The organism is Janibacter hoylei PVAS-1 (assembly GCF_000297495.1).
Taxonomy (GTDB): domain Bacteria; phylum Actinomycetota; class Actinomycetes; order Actinomycetales; family Dermatophilaceae; genus Janibacter; species Janibacter hoylei.
Genome location: NZ_ALWX01000052.1, coordinates 1 through 18,225, shown reverse-complemented (window position 1 = coordinate 18,225; position 18,225 = coordinate 1). Strand labels below are relative to the sequence as shown.

Annotated in this window: 24 protein-coding genes and 1 pseudogene; 20 read left to right on the top strand and 5 right to left on the bottom strand. The window is 71.7% G+C overall.

Annotated elements, in window-relative coordinates; all coding sequences use genetic code 11:
* A partial coding sequence (locus tag B277_RS11655) for a hypothetical protein (protein WP_169330616.1) occupies positions 1-364 on the bottom strand: 364 nt, incomplete at its 3' end.
* 59 nt (positions 365-423) lie between these two features.
* A complete protein-coding gene (locus tag B277_RS11650) occupies positions 424-1,794 on the bottom strand; it encodes a recombinase family protein (protein ID WP_169330615.1) in 1,371 nt (456 codons plus the stop codon).
* A gap of 52 nt (positions 1,795-1,846) precedes the next feature.
* Here B277_RS11650 and B277_RS17580 point away from each other — a divergent pair.
* From B277_RS17580 to prfB, 10 genes and pseudogenes are all read left to right on the top strand, one after another.
* Positions 1,847-2,377 (top strand): annotated as a pseudogene (locus B277_RS17580) (ATPase, T2SS/T4P/T4SS family); the annotation flags it as partial.
* Positions 2,378-2,485: 108 nt separating this feature from the next.
* Entirely contained in the window at positions 2,486-3,244 is a 759-nt protein-coding gene (locus B277_RS11640) for a type II secretion system F family protein (RefSeq protein ID WP_007928458.1), read from the top strand.
* The gene (locus B277_RS11635; RefSeq protein ID WP_007928457.1) at positions 3,241-4,194 is read left to right on the top strand and encodes a type II secretion system F family protein; all 954 of its coding nucleotides are present in this window, start codon (positions 3,241-3,243) and stop codon (positions 4,192-4,194) included. The genes B277_RS11640 and B277_RS11635 overlap by 4 nt, the downstream gene beginning before the upstream one ends.
* 34 nt (positions 4,195-4,228) lie before the next feature.
* Complete coding sequence (locus B277_RS11630; protein ID WP_007928455.1) at positions 4,229-4,453, top strand: hypothetical protein; 225 nt, start codon at positions 4,229-4,231, stop codon at positions 4,451-4,453.
* The gene (locus tag B277_RS11625; RefSeq protein ID WP_007928453.1) at positions 4,450-4,845 is read left to right on the top strand and encodes a TadE/TadG family type IV pilus assembly protein; all 396 of its coding nucleotides are present in this window, start codon (positions 4,450-4,452) and stop codon (positions 4,843-4,845) included. The genes B277_RS11630 and B277_RS11625 overlap by 4 nt, the downstream gene beginning before the upstream one ends.
* Complete coding sequence (locus B277_RS11620) at positions 4,842-5,291, top strand: TadE/TadG family type IV pilus assembly protein (RefSeq protein WP_007928452.1); 450 nt, start codon at positions 4,842-4,844, stop codon at positions 5,289-5,291. Before B277_RS11625 ends, B277_RS11620 begins: the two co-directional genes overlap by 4 nt.
* Positions 5,288-5,764: a pilus assembly protein TadG-related protein gene (locus B277_RS11615; protein ID WP_007928451.1), complete on the top strand. Its 477-nt coding sequence runs from the start codon at positions 5,288-5,290 to the stop codon at positions 5,762-5,764. The genes B277_RS11620 and B277_RS11615 overlap by 4 nt, the downstream gene beginning before the upstream one ends.
* 223 nt (positions 5,765-5,987) lie before the next feature.
* Complete coding sequence (locus B277_RS11610) at positions 5,988-6,497, top strand: hypothetical protein (RefSeq protein ID WP_156811785.1); 510 nt, start codon at positions 5,988-5,990, stop codon at positions 6,495-6,497.
* Entirely contained in the window at positions 6,404-7,432 is a 1,029-nt protein-coding gene (locus B277_RS11605; protein WP_040881410.1) for an AI-2E family transporter, read from the top strand. Before B277_RS11610 ends, B277_RS11605 begins: the two co-directional genes overlap by 94 nt.
* Before the next feature lie 58 nt (positions 7,433-7,490).
* Positions 7,491-8,663, top strand: coding sequence for a peptide chain release factor 2 (prfB, locus tag B277_RS11600; RefSeq protein WP_007928447.1), 1,173 nt, complete (start codon positions 7,491-7,493; stop codon positions 8,661-8,663).
* Here the strand turns inward: prfB and B277_RS17575 are convergent.
* From B277_RS17575 to B277_RS11590, 3 genes are all read right to left on the bottom strand, one after another.
* Positions 8,658-8,873 (bottom strand): hypothetical protein, encoded by a 216-nt coding sequence (locus tag B277_RS17575; protein ID WP_128276774.1) that lies wholly within the window; start codon positions 8,871-8,873, stop codon positions 8,658-8,660. The genes prfB and B277_RS17575 overlap by 6 nt on opposite strands.
* 64 nt (positions 8,874-8,937) lie before the next feature.
* The gene (locus B277_RS16130) at positions 8,938-9,924 is read right to left on the bottom strand and encodes a hypothetical protein (protein WP_156811784.1); all 987 of its coding nucleotides are present in this window, start codon (positions 9,922-9,924) and stop codon (positions 8,938-8,940) included.
* Positions 9,925-9,932: 8 nt separating this feature from the next.
* Positions 9,933-10,520, bottom strand: coding sequence for a hypothetical protein (locus B277_RS11590; protein ID WP_007928445.1), 588 nt, complete (start codon positions 10,518-10,520; stop codon positions 9,933-9,935).
* A 171-nt stretch (positions 10,521-10,691) separates the two neighbouring features.
* Here B277_RS11590 and B277_RS11585 point away from each other — a divergent pair, with 171 nt between their 5' ends.
* The 10 genes from B277_RS11585 to B277_RS16125 all read left to right on the top strand — a co-directional run.
* Positions 10,692-11,384, top strand: coding sequence for an SAF domain-containing protein (locus tag B277_RS11585; protein WP_007928444.1), 693 nt, complete (start codon positions 10,692-10,694; stop codon positions 11,382-11,384).
* Positions 11,385-11,387: 3 nt separating this feature from the next.
* Positions 11,388-12,179: a hypothetical protein gene (locus tag B277_RS11580; protein WP_007928443.1), complete on the top strand. Its 792-nt coding sequence runs from the start codon at positions 11,388-11,390 to the stop codon at positions 12,177-12,179.
* Positions 12,180-12,341: 162 nt separating this feature from the next.
* The gene (locus tag B277_RS11575; protein WP_007928442.1) at positions 12,342-13,823 is read left to right on the top strand and encodes an ATPase, T2SS/T4P/T4SS family; all 1,482 of its coding nucleotides are present in this window, start codon (positions 12,342-12,344) and stop codon (positions 13,821-13,823) included.
* The gene (locus tag B277_RS11570) at positions 13,823-14,677 is read left to right on the top strand and encodes a type II secretion system F family protein (RefSeq protein WP_007928441.1); all 855 of its coding nucleotides are present in this window, start codon (positions 13,823-13,825) and stop codon (positions 14,675-14,677) included. The genes B277_RS11575 and B277_RS11570 overlap by 1 nt, the downstream gene beginning before the upstream one ends.
* Positions 14,674-15,564, top strand: coding sequence for a type II secretion system F family protein (locus B277_RS11565; RefSeq protein ID WP_007928440.1), 891 nt, complete (start codon positions 14,674-14,676; stop codon positions 15,562-15,564). The genes B277_RS11570 and B277_RS11565 overlap by 4 nt, the downstream gene beginning before the upstream one ends.
* A gap of 31 nt (positions 15,565-15,595) precedes the next feature.
* A complete protein-coding gene (locus B277_RS11560; RefSeq protein WP_007928439.1) occupies positions 15,596-15,811 on the top strand; it encodes a hypothetical protein in 216 nt (71 codons plus the stop codon).
* Between the two features lie 12 nt (positions 15,812-15,823).
* Complete coding sequence (locus B277_RS11555) at positions 15,824-16,234, top strand: TadE/TadG family type IV pilus assembly protein (RefSeq protein WP_083853760.1); 411 nt, start codon at positions 15,824-15,826, stop codon at positions 16,232-16,234.
* Entirely contained in the window at positions 16,231-16,650 is a 420-nt protein-coding gene (locus B277_RS11550; protein WP_007928437.1) for a TadE/TadG family type IV pilus assembly protein, read from the top strand. Before B277_RS11555 ends, B277_RS11550 begins: the two co-directional genes overlap by 4 nt.
* Positions 16,651-16,655: 5 nt before the next feature.
* Positions 16,656-17,075: a hypothetical protein gene (locus tag B277_RS17570; protein WP_128276772.1), complete on the top strand. Its 420-nt coding sequence runs from the start codon at positions 16,656-16,658 to the stop codon at positions 17,073-17,075.
* Positions 17,072-18,225, top strand: a 1,154-nt coding sequence (locus B277_RS16125) for a LysM peptidoglycan-binding domain-containing protein (protein WP_007928435.1), incomplete at its 3' end; no start/stop codon positions are given. The genes B277_RS17570 and B277_RS16125, both read left to right, overlap by 4 nt.

Sequence of the window (18,225 nt, the reverse complement as noted above, 5' to 3'; positions counted from 1 at the left end):
CGAGGTCGTGACGCAACTGGTCGTCGGGAACATCAACCGCAACGAGCTCGGAGTACGCGTCCCAGACCGTATTGCCGTGGAAGGGGTTCGCGTTCGAGTCGACGACGGTTCCGACGATCCGCACGTCGCTCTCTTCGAGTGCGTCGACGAGGTCACGGAAGATCGGGAGCGTCTTCGAACTGAGACGGCCGAACTTGAACTCGTCCTGGTAGCCGTGTCGATCGCGGACCACCTGGATGCGCCGCTCGACGTCGTCCGGCCGTCGGGTCTTGATGCCCGCGACGACGTAGCACTTGGCGGCGGTGGCCTTCGCTCCGCTTTCGTCGAGCCAGAACGAGGCGGTCAGGCGTGGGTCGGACTGCACGTCGCCGATCATAGGTCGCCCCACCGACGGACTTGGTGAGCCTGTGGATAGCCGGGGCATCAGACCCAGTCGATCTGAACGGTGCCGGGGTCGAGGCGGCGGGCGCCGCGGCCGGGGGAGTGCAGGCGCACTGTCGCCAGGGACGCGAGGATCGCGCGCTGGCCGTCGACGGGGGTCTCCCGCCACCCAGTCTCGAGGTCGTCGTGCTCGAGGAGGGCTGCGACCGCCGGGCGCCGCGAGAGGCTGGTGAGCTCGGCGGTGACCTGCTCGAGGTCGCCGCGCAGGCGCGTGGAGACGCGGCGCAGCTGCAGTTCGTCGACGTCGCCGGCGGCGTAGGCGTCGGCGATGCCGTCCAGGCGAGCGCGGATCGTGGTCTCGTCGGCTCGCAGGGACGCGACGAGCGCCGGGTCGGCAGGGTCGAGCAGATCCTCGACCGGCGCGCGGGAGAGGCGCTCGAGCAGCGCGTCGCTGACGTACTCCTCGATGGGGTCCGCGGCCCGGGACAGGTGCCGCTTCGTGGAGCAGTAGTAGTAGCGCGCCCGGCCCTTCGAGCGGGTCGAGTAGACGCGCGTCGGGTCGGCGCACAGGCCGCACGTGGCGACGCCGACGAGGAGCGCTGACGTCTCCTTCGGGCGGGCGCCGTGCCGGGCGGGGTCGGCCAAGGCCGCGACGACGGCGCGGTGGTCGTCGACGGTGATGATCGCCGGCCATGCCCCGTCACCGATGACGGTGCCGTCGTGGACCAGGAGCGCGGCGTAGCGGGGCGAGGAGAGCATGCGGCGCGCCTCGGTGGGCTTCCATGCGTTGCCGGCCGTGGTGGTGACTCCGGCTGCGTTGAGGTCGCGCACGAACGCGCCGACGGTGTGCCCGGCGAGGAGCGCGGCGACACCCTTGCGGATCCACGCGGCCTCGTCCTCGATGATCGCTGTGCCGTCGCTGGTGTAGCCGAAGGCCCTGCGGCCGACGTGCTGGATGCCGGCGGCGCGGCGCTGCTCGTTCGCGGCTCGCTGGCGGGCGCTCTTTCGTTCGACCTCGGCCCGGGCCACGGCACCCTTGATGCGCGCGAACATCCTGCCGTTGTCCGTTGCGAGGTCGACGTCGCCACCGACCGAGGCGAGCGCGATGGACTTGCGGTCGGCGAGGTCGATGAAGTGCTCGATCTCGATGGGGCGGCGGGTGAGGCGGTCGAGGTCCCAGACGACGACGGCGTCGATGATCCCGTGCTCGAGGTCGGTGAGCATCTGCTCGTACTGGGGGCGGGGCTTGCCGCTGTAGGCGGAGACGTCGTTGTCCTCGTAGACGCGGTGGACGCGCCAGCCGTGCTGGGCGGCGCGCTGGGTGCATGCGTCGCGCTGTCGGGTGACGCCGAGTCTCTGTCCAGTCGGGTCGCTGGAGATGCGGACGTACACCCCCGCCACTCGTTCGTACATGTGTTCGATCATCTCGCACCCCTCGGACATGTCAAGGTTGGTGGGAATCACCCTGAAGATCCCCATGCGCGACGTCGTGTCGATGCAGTGCCGCCAGTCCAACCTCGAGGGCCTGGGCGAGGTGCCGCTGCGGCGTCTGGTCAAGGAGGCCCTGCGGATGCGGCCGTCGCGGATCATCGTCGGCGAGGTCCGCCAGGCCGAGAGCCTCGACCTGCTCATCGCGCTCAACTCCGGTCTGCCGGGCATGTGCACGATCCACGCCAACTCGGCCCGCGAGGCCGTGACGAAGATGTGCACGCTGCCCCTCCTCGCCGGTGAAAACGTCGGGTCGCGCTTCGTCGTCCCCACCGTCGCCGGGTCGATCGACCTCGTCGTCCACGCCGCCCTCGAGTCCGACGGGGTGCGCCGCGTGCGCGAGATCGTCGCGCTGCCGGGGCGGATCGAGAACGACGTCGTCGAGACGAGCGACATCTTCACCACCCGTGACGGGCGGCTCGTCCGGGCTGACGGCTACCCGCCCCACCGTGACCGCTTCGCCCGCGCCGGCTACGACGTGGCGGCGCTGCTCGGAGCCCGACCGTGACCGGCGTGCTCGTGGGTGCGCTCCTGGGCACCGGACTCTTCCTCGTCTGGTGGTCGATGTGGCCGGACGAGGGCGAAGGGAGGTCCCCCCCGCCGCGAGTCCCGGCTCGTGCGCCGCCTGCGCGACGACCTGGCGCAGGCCGGGTACCGGGGGATCGGTCCCGGAGGGCTCCTCGGTGCGTGCGGCGTGGCCTTCGTGCTCACCCTCGTGACGATCACGGCGCTCACCGCGGTGCCGGCGATCGCGCTGTGCTTCGCGGTGATGGCCGGGTGGGTCCCGCTGGCCGTCGTGCGGATGCGCGCCCGCGCCCGCAGGGCCCACCTGAGGGACCTGTGGCCCGATGCGGTCGACAACGTGACCTCCGCCGTCCGTGCCGGCCTCGCGCTGCCCGAGGCGCTCGCTCAGCTGTCGGTGCGCGGCCCGGAGGAGCTGCGGCCTCCCTTCGCCGAGTTCGCCAGCGACTACCGCACGACGGGTCGCTTCAACGACTGCTTGGACCGGCTCAAGGAGCGGCTGGCCGACCCCGTCGGCGACCGGCTCGTCGAGTCGCTGCGGATCGCACGGGAGGTCGGCGGCTCCGACCTCGGCTCGCTGCTGCGCACGCTGTCGACCTTCCTGCGAGAGGACGCGCGCACCCGCAGCGAGCTCGAGACCCGCCAGTCGTGGACCGTCAACGCCGCGCGACTGGCCGTGGCCGCACCGTGGATCGTCCTCGCCCTGCTGTCGACTCGGCCCGAGTCCGTGCAGGCCTACAACACGACGACGGGGGTGCTCGTCCTCGCCGTCGGGGCCGCCGCGACCGTCATCGCCTACCGGGTCATGGTGCGCATCGGGCGCCTGCCCGAGGAGGAGCGGGTGCTGCGATGACCGACCTCCTCCACGACATCGGGCTGGCGCGCAGCGGTGCCGTCCTCGGTCTGCTGCTGGCCCTCGGCCTTGCCCTCGTGCACCAGGGCCTGCCGCGCCACCGTCGGGCGACCCTCGACGACCGGCTCGCTCCCTACCTGCGCGACACCCCGAAACCCTCCCGGCTCCTCGAGACCGACGAGGTGTCGCTGCTCGCCGTCATCCCGACCGTCCTGCGCCCCCTCGTCACGGACCTGGCCCAGCGGGTCGAGTCCGTGCTCGGCGGGACGAGCTCGGTGCGTCGCCGACTGCTCCGAGCCGGGCGGGCACCGGACACGGACCGCTTCCGCGCCGAGCAGGTCGTCCACGGGTTCGGCGGGGCCGCCCTCGGCGCCGTCCTCGGCACCGCCTTCGTCACCGGCCAGGGCCGGTCACCGCTCTTCCTCGTCGCCCTCGTCGTCCTGGGCTTCGGCATCGGCGTCGTCGTGCGCGACACACTCCTCAGCCGAGAGGCCGACCGGCGCGAGGCCCGGATGCTCGCCGAGTTCCCCACGGTCGCCGAGCTGCTCGCGCTCGCGGTGGGCGCCGGTGAAGGGGCAGCCGGAGCCCTCGAGCGCGTGGTCCGGCTGTCCGACGGCGAGCTCTCCGACGAGCTCGGTCGCTGTCTCGCCGACGCCCGCGCGGGCGCCAGCCTGCCTGTGGCGCTCCAGGGCCTGGCCGACCGCACCGGCCTGACCTCGCTCGCGCGCTTCGTCGACGGGATCGTCGTCGCCGTCGAGCGCGGGACCCCGCTGGCCGAGGTCCTGCGCGCACAGGCACAGGACGTCCGCGAGGAGGGGCGCCGCCAGATCATGGAGGCCGGCGGCAAGAAGGAGATCGCCATGATGGTCCCGGTGGTCTTCGGTGTCCTCCCGGTGACGATCCTCTTCGCGATGTTCCCCGGCCTCGGCTTCTTCCAGTTCCAGATGTGACCAGACCGCACCACGCCACCAAGGAGATCCACTCATGAGCGACCCACTTATCAAGGCCCACGTCCGGCTCCACCAGGGGCTGCGCCGCGCAGCGGCCCGGCTCGACGACGAGACCGGTGACGTGCCCGGCTGGGTGCTCATCACCCTGATGACCGCCGCCCTCGTCACCGGCATCTGGGCCATCGCCGGGGACCAGCTGAAGACCATGTTCGAAAATGCGCTCAACGGGGTCACCGGCCCCGACCAGGTCCACGAGTGAGCGTCACCGAGCGTCTGGGCGACGACCGCGGTTCGGCGGTCGTCGACTTCACCCTGACCTCGGTGCTCCTGCTCTTCGTCTTCCTCGCCGTCTTCCAGCTCGGCCTGGCGCTCCACGTGCGCAACACCCTCGTCTCGTGCGCCGCCGAGGGTGCTCGCTACGGAGCCCGGGAGGGGTCCTCACCCGAGCAGGGCGCCGCCCGTGCCCGCGACCTCATCGGCAGTGCGCTGTCCGAGCGCTATGCCCGCGGGGTCACCGCCCGGGTCGACATGACGAGTGACGGGGTGGAGGTCGTCGTCGTCGATGTCGTCGCCCCGGTGCCCGTCGTCGGCCCCCTCGGCCCGGGGGAGGGTCTCGACGTCACCGGTCGAGCCTTCCTCGAGACCCAGTGACCCGCCCGGCCCTGCGCGACCGGCTGGCCGACGAGTCGGGGACTGCCGTCATCGAGTTCGTCTGGCTGGCGATCCTGCTCCTCGTGCCCCTCATGTACCTCGTGCTGTGTCTCGCCCGCCTCCAGGCTGGCTCCTACGCCGTCACCCAGGCGGCCCGCGAGTCCGCGCGCACCTTCGTCACCGCGACCGACGACGCCGCTGCGCAGTCGCGCTCGCGGGCGGCAGCCGACATCGCCTTCGAGGACCAGGGCTTCCCGGGATCGGGCGACCTCACCGTCGAGTGCAGCGGGTCGCCCTGCCTGACCCCGGGCGCGACCATCACGACCCGCGCGTCGGTGAGCGTCCCCCTGCCGCTCGTCCCCGCCGTCGTCGGCGACGTCGTGCCGCTGCAGATCCCCGTCTCCGCGACGCAGGTCGCGCCCGTGCCGACCTACGAGGTGCGATGAGCTCCCTTCGTCAGGTCCTGCGGGGCCGCTGCCGCGACGACAGCGGCCAGCTGAGCATCCTCGTCCTCGGGCTGACCGTCATCGCGATGACGCTGATCATCGGCGGGCTCGCGGTGACGTCGGTGCAGATCTCGCGGATGCGGCTGCTCGACGCAGCCGACTCCGCCGCACTGGGGGCGACCGACGACGGGGCCGAGCGGATCTACGACGACGGGATCACCACCGACCTGCCGCTCGACGACGAGATCGTCCGCAGGAGCGCGCAGGACCACCTCGACCAACGCCCTCGGCCGCACGGCATCGAGAGCTGGTCGGTCGCCTCCGGCACCGGCAGCCCGGACGGGCGCACGGCCGTCGTGCGGCTGGAAGGACAGGCGGACCTACCGCTCATCGGCGGGCTGCTCGAGGAGCTCGGCGGCTCGGTGAAGATCACCGTCGAGTCCCGGGCGCGGGCGGGGGTGGTTGGGGGTTGAAGCGGTAGCCCTGCCGGCAGCGCTCAGTCAGGCCTGCCAGCTTCCTGGACTACTGCTTCAACGCACAACCTTCAGCCCGGTCACGAGACCGGCGACGTCGACGAGGCCTATGTCGAGCTCGACGGCTGAGACCTGGTGAGGCCACCCGGCTCCCACGCCGGCCGGTGAGGTGACACCATGACGGCGCGGGGATCCCCGCACAGTCGTGCAGGAGGGACACGCAGTGGCGCAGGAGCAGGCTGGCCCGTCGGGGAGCAGGGTGGACGAGGCCGAAGGGCGTGACGCCCGCCCGACGCAGGACACGACCGCGGGTGGTGGCCTGCGCGCACTCCTCGCGGAGCGACGCGACCTCGCCGACGACGACCCGGCGCGACACTCCCTTCGTGGGCTGCTGCGGACGCGGGTGGCCGGTGGTTCCTCGGGGAGCGGTGCTGGACAGGCGGACTCGTCGGAGGTCGAGGGCGAGGATGTGCCGGAGGTCGTGCACCGCAGCAGCGGTGAGGTGCTGACCGCCGACGAGGCCGAGGACGATGCCGAGACCGTCCCGATCACCGAGGTGCGCACCCCCGACCGGGAGCACGAGCACGACGAGACGCGCATCCGCACCCGCATCTCGCTGCCGCCGACCCTCCACCCTGCCTGCCGCTCGGGCTCGCCGCGGCCGTCATCGCCATCGCCGGGCTCAAGCAGGTCGCCGGCATCATCGCGCCGACCTTCCTCGCGGCGACGCTGATCATCGCGGTCTACCCGATCTACAAGGGGCTGCGCCGCTTCCTCGGCGGGATCATCGCCGGGCTGCTGCTCATCGTCATGCTCTACGGGATCCTCGCCGCGCTCGGGGCGTCCATCGGCATTGCCGCGAGCAAGTTCGCCAGCGAGCTGGCCAAGCCGGAGTACACGAGCACCTTCACCGGGCTCGTCTCCGACGGGCAGGACTTCCTCACCTCCAAGGGGGTCGAGGCCGAGGAGATCAACGACTTCATCGCCGACTTCGACCTGCGCAACCTCACCGGTCTGGCGACCTCCCTGGCCAACACGGTCACCGGGCTGACGACGACCATGCTCTTCCTGCTCACCGTGATGATCTTCCTCGTCATGGACGCCGGCGGCTTCGGCCGGCGCCTGACGGCCATCCACCAGCACAAGCCCGACGTCGCCGACGCCCTCGTCGACTTCGGCTACCGGGTGCGCAAGTACTGGATCGTCTCGACCGTCTTCGGCGTCATCGTCGCCGTCATCGACTACGCGGCCCTCATGTGGCTCGGGGTGCCGCTCGCGATGACCTTCGGGCTGCTGTCCTTCGTCACCAACTACATCCCCAACATCGGCTTCGTCCTCGGCCTCATCCCGCCGGCCTTCATCGCCCTGCTCTCCGGCGGCGTCTCGACGATGGTCTGGGTCATCGTCATCTACTGCGTGGCCAACTTCGTCATCCAGACCGTTCTCCAGCCGAAGTTCACCGGGGACGCCGTGGGCATCAACGCGACGACCGCCTTCCTGTCGCTGATGTTCTGGACCTACGTCTTCGGTGCCCTCGGCGCCCTGCTCGCCATCCCCTTCACACTGCTCTTCAAGAGCCTGCTGATCGACCGTGACCCGGCCGCGCGATGGATCAACCAGTTCATCGCGAGCTCACCCGACGAGCGCAGGAGCGCCCAGCCCCTGTGACGCCACCGGCGGGCGCGGGTGGCATCACGCGTCGGCGCCTGCCGTAAGGTGATCTGCTGTGGCTGTCGACTTCGAGACCGAGATCAAGAACCTGCGCACGACCATGGGCTCGGTGCGTGAGGTGACCGACGTGCCCGCACTCGAGGCGCAGATCGCCGATCTCGAGCAGCAGGCAGCCGCTCCCGACCTGTGGGACGACCCGGACAAGGCGCAGGGCGTCACCTCCGCCCTCTCGCGGGCCAACGCCGAGCTCGAGCGGGTCCACAGCATGGACGCTCGCATCGACGACCTCGAGGCCCTCGTCGAGCTGGGCCAGGAGGAGGGTGACGCCGAGACCCTCACCGAGGCCGAGGGCGAGCTCGCCAAGATCACGACCGCCGTCGGCCAGCTCGAGGTCCGCACGCTGCTCTCCGGGGAGTACGACGAGCGCGAGGCCGTCGTGACGATCCGCGCCGGGGCCGGTGGCGTCGACGCCGCCGACTTCGCCGAGATGCTCATGCGGATGTACCTGCGCTGGGCCGAGCGCCACGGCTACCCGACCAAGGTCATGGACACCTCCTACGCCGAGGAGGCCGGCCTCAAGTCGGCCACCTTCGAGGTCAACGTCCCCTACGCCTACGGCAACCTCTCGGTCGAAGGGGGGACCCACCGCCTGGTGCGGATCTCCCCCTTCGACAACCAGGGCCGGCGCCAGACCTCCTTCGCCGCGGTCGAGGTCATCCCGCTCATCGAGGGCACCGACTCCATCGAGATCCCGGACAACGAGCTGAAGATCGACGTCTTCCGTTCGTCGGGCCCCGGCGGCCAGTCGGTCAACACGACCGACTCCGCCGTGCGCATGACGCACATCCCGACGGGCATCGTCGTGTCGATGCAGAACGAGAAGTCGCAGATCCAGAACCGCGCCGCCGCGCTGCGCGTCATGCAGTCGCGTCTGCTCCTGCAGAAGAAGGCCGAGGAGGCCGCCGAGCGCAAGGAGCTCGCCGGCGACGTCAAGGCCAGCTGGGGCGACCAGATGCGCTCCTACGTGCTCAACCCGTACCAGATGGTCAAGGACCTGCGCACCGAGCACGAGACCGGCAACCCGTCCGCCGTTTTCGACGGTGACATCGACGGCTTCATCGAGGCCGGCATCCGCTGGCGCATCGAGCAGGCCAAGTCCGAGATGAGCCGGTCCAGAGAGATGACGATCGAGCGCCCGACCTGTGACGGATGGGGCGCTGCGTCATGACGCTGCGTTTCCCGACGCCTCCAGTTCGGTCCGGTCAAGGACAACACCCTCGCGGTCAGCCCCGAGAGCTACGACCCGCGAGCCGCTGAGGACCTCGGGTTCACGGGGCACCCCCGATTCGAACGCTGGGCGGTGATACCCGTCGAGGAGTTCGTCGAGGTGCGGGAAGAGGTCACGGTGGTGTACCGCCGGGACGGCGATCACGTCCACGGGTGACGAACGCGGAAGGCCCCGACCGGCAGCTGCCGGTCGGGGCCTCGTCGCTGGTGTCAGGTCAGCCGCGGCGGCTGCCGACGGCCTGGTACTCGCCGACCGTCACGTTGCTCGTCGACGAGCGCGTGACCGTGGTCGACCCGGAGGCGTCCCCGGTGAAGGTCACGGCGTAGGTGATCGTCGCCGTCGCGGTGTAGCTGCCGGGGCGGGTGTAGCCCTTCGGCAGGCCGCAGTCGGGGCTGCTGGCCCAGCCCTTGCTCGTGTCGTAAGGAGTGCCGGCACCGGTGCACGTGACCGACTGGCCGTCGCCGAGCTTCCAGACGACCTTCGACGGCTTCGCCTGGATCCCGACGGTCAGCCCGCCTGCACTCGCGGTGGCGCTGTGGGTGCGCCACTGGTCGCCCTCGAGCCAGAACCACACCGGCACGCCGACGGTGCCGGTGCACCCGGCGTCGGCGCAGGGTGCCGAGCCCATGTCGGGTGCGGGGAGGGAGAGCCGGGCCATGGCCATGGAGATGACCTGACCGATCGTCACGGCGGGTGTCTCGGGAGCGTCCGTCGCCTCCTCCTCGCCCTCGCACGGGGTGTAGGTGTAGGGCACGACGAGCAGACCGCACGGCGGGGTGCCCGTCGGCTGGTCGGAGCCGTCGTCGAGGCCACCGAAGAGCCCCGTGGGGCCGAAGCTCTCGGGGGAGCGACGACGCCACTCGGCCATCGCCTCCTCGGCGCTGTACTCCTCCCAGGTGCTCGGCAGCCGGTAGCCCGGGTCGGAGTCGCCGCCGCCGGCGACGGCGCCGTTAGAAGCGGCCGACTGCTGGGCCTGCTCCGCCTGCTCCGCCTGCTCCGCCTGCTCCGCCTGCTCCGCCTGCTCCGCCTGCTCGGCGCGGTCGACCTCCTCGCGCTCCTGGGTCTCGGTCTGCGCCCACGCGCTGCACTGACCGTTGTCGTTGCAGCCGTTGCCGCCGCCGTTGCCCTCGGCGTTGGCCGGAGCCACGAAGGTCATGAGGAGCAGCGCCGCGCTGGCGGCGCCGGTGGCGATCCTCGTCATGGTCATGATCATTCCCTTTGGAGGTCGCAGGACCTCCTGTAACCGACTTGGTTGGTGTCGACCTTCCACTCGGCCGTGGGGTCGCTGCGGGTCAGGCTGACGAGGTTGACCATCTCGGTGCCGTCCTTGATCGGGCGGCCGTTGTGGTCCGAGCGGATGTCAGTGCCCGCCTCGGCGGTCTGGTCGCCCCGGGTGAGCTTCTTCTTGGTGAGGTACTGCTGGTGGACCTCGTAGCAGTACTCGACGGTCGCCGTGGTGTTGGAGGTGACCTCGGCCCGGCTCGCGGTGAGCTCGTCCTTGCCCTCGACCGTGACGGCCGGGAAGCTCGCGGCGAAGTCGGCGCTGTCCGCATAGCTGTCGGCGGTCATGACGGCCTTGAGCTCCGCGCTGGGCTTGGTCGACGGGTTCTGCGCCTGCAGGGCCTGCCAGTAGGTGTCGAAGACGCCCTCGACGGCGGCCTGGTCGTCGTTGCCGGCGGACGTGGACGGGAGGTCCCTGGAGGAGGCTTCCGTCGGCTCGTCGTCACCGCAGGCGCTCAGCCCGGCGACGAGCGTCGCGGCGAGGGCCGTCGTGGCGAGGGTGCGAAGGGGGCGCACGTTGAGATCTCCCGGAAGGTTGGCGTGGGGGCTCCGGCACAGGCCAGCATTCCCCACTTCATCACATCTGCGGAAGGTCCGCACGTCGACACCGTCCGTCCAACTCGCTTTCGACGCCATCCTTGGTTACCGTCAGCGCGTTGACCGACTGACTCAGGGGAAGCCACTTCGATGACCGCAGGACCCGGCACCGAGCTGCCGCCTCCCCCTCCGACCGGGCCGTCCGGGCCCCCGCAGGACGAGGTCGCTGCGGTCCGACCGAGGCGCGACCTGCGCCTGGTCCTGCTCGGTGTGGCGCTGGCCGTGGTCTGTGCCCTGCTCGCCGTCTGGGCGGTCAACCGGGCGGGGGAGGCTCGACAGGTCGTCGTCGTCAAGCAGGACATCCGCGCGGGCGACCGGGTGGAGGCCTCGGACCTCGGGACGACCCAGCTGCGGGGCGGTGACGAGGTCAACACGGTGCGGGCACGTGATCTCAACTCGCTCGTCGGCAAGCGCGCCGTGCAGCCGATGGCTGCCGGCAGCCTCGTGACCCACGACGACTTCGCCCAGCGGATCACCCCTCGTGCGGGCGACGTCATCGTCCCGATCTCGGTCGTGAGTGGTCAGTACCCCGCGAGCGGTCTGCAGCGCGGTGACGTCGTGCGGGTCATCGTCACCGGTGGCGGGCAGACCATCGAGGGACTCGAGCCGGGGACGGCCTTCGACGGCGTCGTCCTGGCCATCGGTGAGGTCGACGACAAGGGCGTGATGACCGTCGACGTCTCCATCGCCTCGACCGACGCTCCCTCCGCCGCGGCGGCCTCCGGTACCGGTCGGATCAGCATCGTCAACGTCGCACCCGGCGGTAGCGGGCAGGACGGCTGATCCGTGGCGCTGCACGTGCTCACCTCCCTCAGCGGCTCGCCGGGCGTGACGTCGACCGCCCTGACCTGGGCCCAGGTCACGACCCGTCCCACCCTGCTCGTCGAGCTCGACCCCGCGGGCGGCTCGCCGATGCTGTGCATCGGCTGGAGCGGCACCCACCCGCACAACCGCTCCGTCCTCGACCTGGCTGCCCACCCGGCCAACGAGTACGTCGAGCGGATCTGGGAGCTGGCGATCCCGCTCCCGCGCCGGGCCCGCCAGGCCTGGCTGCTGCCGACCGTCGGCACGGCGGCCCAGATGCGCTCGCTCCTCACCGTCTTCGGTCCCCTCGGGGAGGCCCTGGCGGCCATCAGTCGTGACGGGGGCGTCGACGTCCTCGTCGACCTCGGCCGGCTCGGTGCCGCGGGCGCGGCCGTCCAGCTGTGGGCGCACGCCGACAGCGTGCTCGTCTTCACCGACAGCACCCTCTCGGCCCTCAACACCCTGGCCGTCGGCCTGCCCGCCGTGGCCGACGAACTTGACCAGATCGGCGCGCGCTCCCGGCTGGCGGTCGTCCCCGTCGTCGGCGACGAGAAGGGGGCCTCGCACCGCCCCTACGGGCCGCGCGAGATCAGCGGGGTCACCGACGGCGTCGCCGTGCTGCCCGGGGTCGTCCGCGACGCGAAGGCTGCCGGATCGCGCACCTGGGGCAAGCGGGCGCGCTACCCGCTGAGCGTGCGCCGCCTGATCTCGGCCGTCGACGACCACGCGCGCGCGGCCACCGACATGCTCCGCGTGGACGGGGTCGGCGCATGAGCCCGGCGCAGGGCCCTGAGCCCACCCAGCCGACCGACCTGCCGATCTTCGCCGAGCGCGGGTCTGCTCCGGGTGCCCGTGCGCTCGCAGGATCCGCCCCCCTTCGCGCCGGCACAGAGCCCGCCGCCCCCGCCCGCCCACGGCGCCCCGAGTGCGGTCACGGTGCCGCGCACGCCCGTCATCGAGGCTCCCGAGTCGACCGCGCCGAGGTCGGTCGCCCGCGCCGCGGCCCAGCCGGTCGATGACCGACAGCACCAGATCCGCGACGCCCTCGAGCGGCTCAAGGCCGTCGACTGGGATGCCGTGCAGCACCTGCGCAGCCAGGTGAGCGCCGCCCTGACGCTCGTGTCGGCGGACACCGTGCTCGACGAGGCCCGCCACCGGACGACGGTCGACCGGCTCACCCAGCAGGCGATCGAGGACTGGTCGCAGGACCGCATCGCTCGTGGCGAGGGGGTCCCGCCGCTCGACATGAAGAACGCCCTGCGGGCGGCCGTCCTCGACTCGATGTTCGGCGCGGGCCGGCTCCAGCCGCTCCTCGACCTGCCGGGCATCGAAAACATCGAGATCGAGGGGCACGACGGTGTCACCCTCGAGTTCAGCGACGGCTCGCTCGAGGTCGGCCCCCCGGTCGCCGACAGCGATGCCGACCTCATCACCGAGATCCAGCACCTCGCGCGCACGTCGGCGACGGGGGAGCAGCAGTTCTCCATGGTGCGGCCGTGGTTGCGTCTGGCCCTGCCCGACGGCTCGCGCATGGCCGCCGAGGCCTGGCTGTCCCACCGGCCCTCGATCACCATCCGCAAGCACCCCTACATCGACACCGACCTCGGCGAGATGAAGCAGCTCGGGGCGATCGACGACTCGCTCCAGGCATTCCTGTCCGCGGCGATCCGCGCGGGCAAGAACGTCATCGTCTCCGGCGACGCCGGTGCCGGCAAGACCACGCTCGTGCGGGCACTGCTCAACGAGCTCGACCCGCAGGAGCGTCTCGCGACGATCGAGGCGCAGTACGAGCTGCTCATGCACCGTCTGCCGGAGCGCCACCACCGCGTCTGGGCCGCAGAGGCCCAGGGTGGCGGCGAGGTCGGTGTCGACGGACGCCCCGTCGGCGAGGTGACGCTGACCCGCCTCATCGAGCTCAGCCTGCAGAAGAACGTCAAGCGGATCGTCGTCGGCGAGGTCGTCGGCGAAGAGGTCATGGCGATGATGGAGGCCATGCAGGGTGGCCGAGGCTCCGTCTCGACCGTGCACGCCCACTCCGCGCTCGACACCATCGAGCGTCTGGTCACCCTCATCACCCGCGCCCGCGGCAATGTCGACACCTCCTTCGGCTACCGACTCGTCGCGCAGAACGTCGACCTCGTCGTCCACGTCGGGCTCGTCGACGAGTCGCACCTCGAGGGCGGCCGCAAGTGGCGGCACGTCGACGAGGTCGTCTCGCTCGAGGTCTCCCGGGACACCCACGTGGCCCACACCCGCATCTACGCCCCGGACGAGTACGGCCGCGCCTGCCCGACCGGCCAGCTCCCGGCCTGGATCAGCGACATCGAGCGGCACGGCTTCGACGCGGGGTGGCTCGACCCCTCCGCCGCGGACCTGGGCGCCCCGCCCGACCTGCTCGTCCGTCACCGGGGTTCGTGATGACCGGCCTCGCGATCATGGCTGCCGTGGGTCTGGCCCTGGGCCTGACCCTCGTGGTCGCCGGCCTGACCCGACCGCCTGCGGCGGCCTCCCGGCCGCGGCGTCGGCGGGCGCAGAGCTCCTCCTTCAGCCCCGTCGACCGGCGCAACTTCCTCATCGGGCTGCTCATCGGGCTCGTCCTGGCCCTCTTCGGGTGGGTCATCGCCCTCGTGCTCGTCCCGATCTTCGCCGTGGCGATGCCCTGGCTCATGCGGGTCGACCGGGGGACGACGCCCGAGCAGCTCGAGGCCATCGAGGAGTGGGTGCGCTCGCTCTCGAGCGTCATCGGTGCCGGTCAGGGCATCAGTGGCGCGATCATCGCGACCCGCGCGTCGTGCCCCGACGAGATCCGCCCCCAGATCGACATGCTCATCAGCCGGATCCACGCGCGTCGCCCCCTCACCGACGCCCTGTACGCCTTCGCCGACGACGTCGACAACCAGGTCGGTGACTTCGTGGCGACCGCCCTCATCCAAGCGACCCAGCACGAGGGTGCCGGTCTGCGCGAGGCACTCGCCGGCATCGCGGCCGACGTGTCCGAGGAGGTGCGTGCCCGCCGTGACATCGAGGCCTCGCGGGCCGGCGCGCGCACCCAGGCGCGCCTCATCACGATCATCGTCGTCGGGGTGCTCGCCCTCTTCGTCTTCGTCACCCCCGTGGGTGCCCAGTACCGGTCGACCAACGGGCAGGCGAGCCTGCTCGTCCTGTCGCTCCTCTTCCTCGGCGCGCTCTACTGGCTCAAGCGGGTGGCCACGGTCAAGCCCCTCGCGCGCTTCCTCGTGCGACCGGCCCGGACGACGGAGTCGGCCTCATGAGCCCGCTCGTCCTCGCCATGGCGTTGGCCGCCGTCGCCGGCATCGGCATCACCCTCGTCATCGCCGGGCTGCGACCCTCGAGCCCCGACCTCGAGGCCGCCGTCACCCGGATGCGCCCGGAGACGCTGCTCACCCGACGGCCCGTCGACCACGACCCCGCCGACCGGACCCGCACCGAGCGGATCGGGGCCTGGGCACGGCGACGCGCCGACCGGCACGGCTTCCTCCAGGCGCCGCTCGAGGACCTCGAGCTGCTCCAGATCCCCGTCGAGGAGCACTACGGCAAGAAGGTCATCGCCGCAGGCGGGGCACTGCTCGCCTGCACCTTCGTCCCGATGCTCCTCGGCATCGGCTTCCTGCTCCCCTTCGGCATCGGGCTCGCCTTCGGCGCCTTCGCCTGGTTCGTCCCCGACCTCGCCGTGCGCGACAAGGCCAAGGTGAGTCGTGAGGACTTCGCCTACGCCGCCGTCTCGTACCTGCGGCTCGTCGCCATCGCTCGTCGCGCCGGACTCGGGCTCGTCGCCTCGCTCGACTCCGCGGCGCACAAGTCGGACTCGTGGATGTTCCTGCGCATCCGCGAGGAGCTGCGTCTGGCCCGCTGGTCCGGAGAGACCTCGTGGGACGCCCTCGAGCGGCTCGCGGGCCGTACCCGCGTCCCGGAGCTGAAGGAGGTCGCCGACATCATCCGACTGGCCAACGACTCGGGCGCGAGCGTCAGCGACAACCTGCTCGCCCGAGCCGCCTCGATGCGCGACCGGCTCCTCACCCGCGAGCAGACCGCAGCCAACGCCGCCACGAGCTCGATGGGCATCCCGCTCGCCGCGCTGGCCGTCCTCTTCCTCATCGCCATGCTCGTCCCCGCCGCCATGCAGCTCAGTCCGGGCTGACCGTCCGTCACCACCCACCAGGAGAGAGACCATGATCCGCTTCTTCGTCGTCGTCGCCATGCTGTGCATGGCCCCCGTCCGCCGTCTCGACCAGCTCGCCGAGCAGCGCGGTCAGGACCGCGAGGCCGGCCTGACCACCCTCGAGTACGTCGTCCTCGGCGCCCTCGTCCTCGCCGTCGTCGTGACGGTCGCCGCCGTCATCACCGGCAACCTCGAGGACTGGGCCGACCAGATCCCCAAGCCCTGACCCACTGACGACGTGCGCTCCCTTCGTCGCCTGACCACATCGCTGTCGGCCCGCCTGCGGGACGACAGCGGTGTGGCCACGCTCGAAGGTGCCGTCCTCGCGCCCATCGTCATCTTCGCGACGATGGTCATCGTCCAGGCCGCGTGCTACTTCATGGCCAACACCACCGCGACCAATGCTGCGCAGATCTCGGTGGAGTCGGCCCGCCTGCAGGGAGCCACCGACGCAGATGGTGAGGAAGCCGGACGCAGCTACCTGTCCCAGGTGACGGCCCTGGACGACGCGACCGTCGATGTCGGCCGGGCCGGAGGGACCGTCACCGCCACGGTCATCGCGCCGGCGCCCTCCATCGTGCCGCTGGTCCCGATGCCGGAGGTCCGATCGGTGGTCAACGCGCCCGAGGAGAGGGTGACGCAGCCATGAGGCGCTCCGACGACGGCAGCATCAGCCTCGAGATGGCCATCTGCGCCCCGGTGCTCGTCGGCATGCTCGTGCTCGTGGGGATCTTCGGGCGGACGGCAGCTGCCACCTCGCACGTCGACGGGGCGGCCTTCAGCGCTGCGCGAGCCGCCTCGATCGAGCGCGACGGCGGCTCGGCCCGGGCTGCCGGGGAGGCCGCGGCCCGCGACTACCTCGACCAGCGGGGACTGACCTGCGAGGACGTCGTCGTCCGCGTCGACACCAGTGGCTTCTCGGCACCGGTGGGCACCTCGAGCCGCGTCGTCGCCGAGGTGTCCTGCCGGGTGCCTCTCTCCGACCTCGCGGCGCTCGTCCCGACCCGGGACCGCACCTTCACCGCCGAGGCCGTCAGCCCCATCGACCGCTACCGAGGCAGGTGATGACCATGACCGACCACGGACGCCTCGCGGACGAGAGCGGCTACGTCGCCGTGTGGACCGTCGTCATCGGCGGTGCCCTCATGGTGGCCGGCGGAGTCGTCTACGACTCCGCGGACAAGGCGAACGAGGCCCGCCGGGTGACGATGGTGGCCAACGAGGCCGGCCGGGCCGCGGCCCAGGAGATCACCTCGGACGCCATCTCGGGTCGGGCCGCGCAGATCGACCCCTCGCGGGCCGCCGGCGCAGCCCGTGAGTACCTCGACGCCACGGGGATGGACGGCACCGTGTCGGTCGACGGCACGACGGTGACGGTGACGACCTCGCAGCCGTGGTCGCCGAAGATCATGCCCGTGCTCCAGCCCGACACGCTGACCTCGACGGTCGAGGTCGACCTCGAGCGCGCTGGGCCCGGGGGCGCGCCGTGACCCGCGCGGCGCAGCGGAGCCGGGCGTCAGTCCTGGCGCGAGGTCTGCTCTCGCTGCTCGGGATCGTCCTCATCGTCGTCGGGCTGCCGGTGGCGCTGGTCGTCCTCGGCGGCAACCCGCTCCCTTCGGAGGTCCCGCAGATCCAGGAGGTCATCGACGCGCTGACCCGCCCGGACGACGGCACCCTGCTCATCGGCATCATCACCGTCGTCGGCTGGCTCGTGTGGGCGAGCCTCACCCTCTCCTTCGTCGTCGAGATCCCCGCGGCGATCCGCGGCGTCCCCGCACCGCGGCTGCCGGGCCTGTCCTGGCAGCAGGGCCGAGCGGCGGCGATGACCGGGGCGGTCCTCGCCATGGTCGCCCTCGGCACGGCCACCGCGACGCCAGCCAGCGCCGCGACGGCTGCCCCGACCAGCTCGCCCGCGAGCACATCGGCTGCGGTCACCACCGTCACGCACGCCGCGCACGATGCTGCGACCGCGGCGATGACGCCTGACGGCGCGTCAGACGTCGTCGTGGCCGGTGGCGAAGGGCGTGTCGTCACCGTGCAGAGCGGCGACACCCTGTGGGACATCGCCGAACGCGAGCTCGGCGACGGCGATCGGTACCCCGAGCTCGTCCGGGCGTCGGCCGACCTCGTCCAGCCGGACGGGGGAGTCCTCACCTCTGCCGACGACATCCACCCCGGGTGGCGGGTCATGGTGCCGGTTGCCGCCCAGGCCACCGCGACCCCCGAGGCGCCCGCGACCGACGGGGCCGTCGTCAGCGACATCGACCACGAGGTCTCCGGGATCGGCACCGGCCCCGTGGTCCTGCCCGACCACCAGGGAGCGGCCCCTGCGCCGGCCCCGGTCGTCGCCGCTGACACGTCTGCGGACCCCGCCCGCGACCGGGCGCGCCCGGCTCCGGTGGTGGCTCCGGGGGAGGGTCCCGTCGCCAGCTCTTCCTCCGAGGCGCGGTCCCAGGGGGCTGCTCGCCGATCGTGGCGGTCCCTCGGCGACGCTGGGTCTCGGCCTGCTCGGCGGCGCCGGGGCACTCGCGCTCGTCGAGGCCCGACGCCGGCGGCAACGCCGCACCCGCCCCCCGGGGTGGCGCGTCGTGGTCCCGACCGGCGCGGCAGCGCGTGCCGAGCAGTGGCTGCGCGCCACGA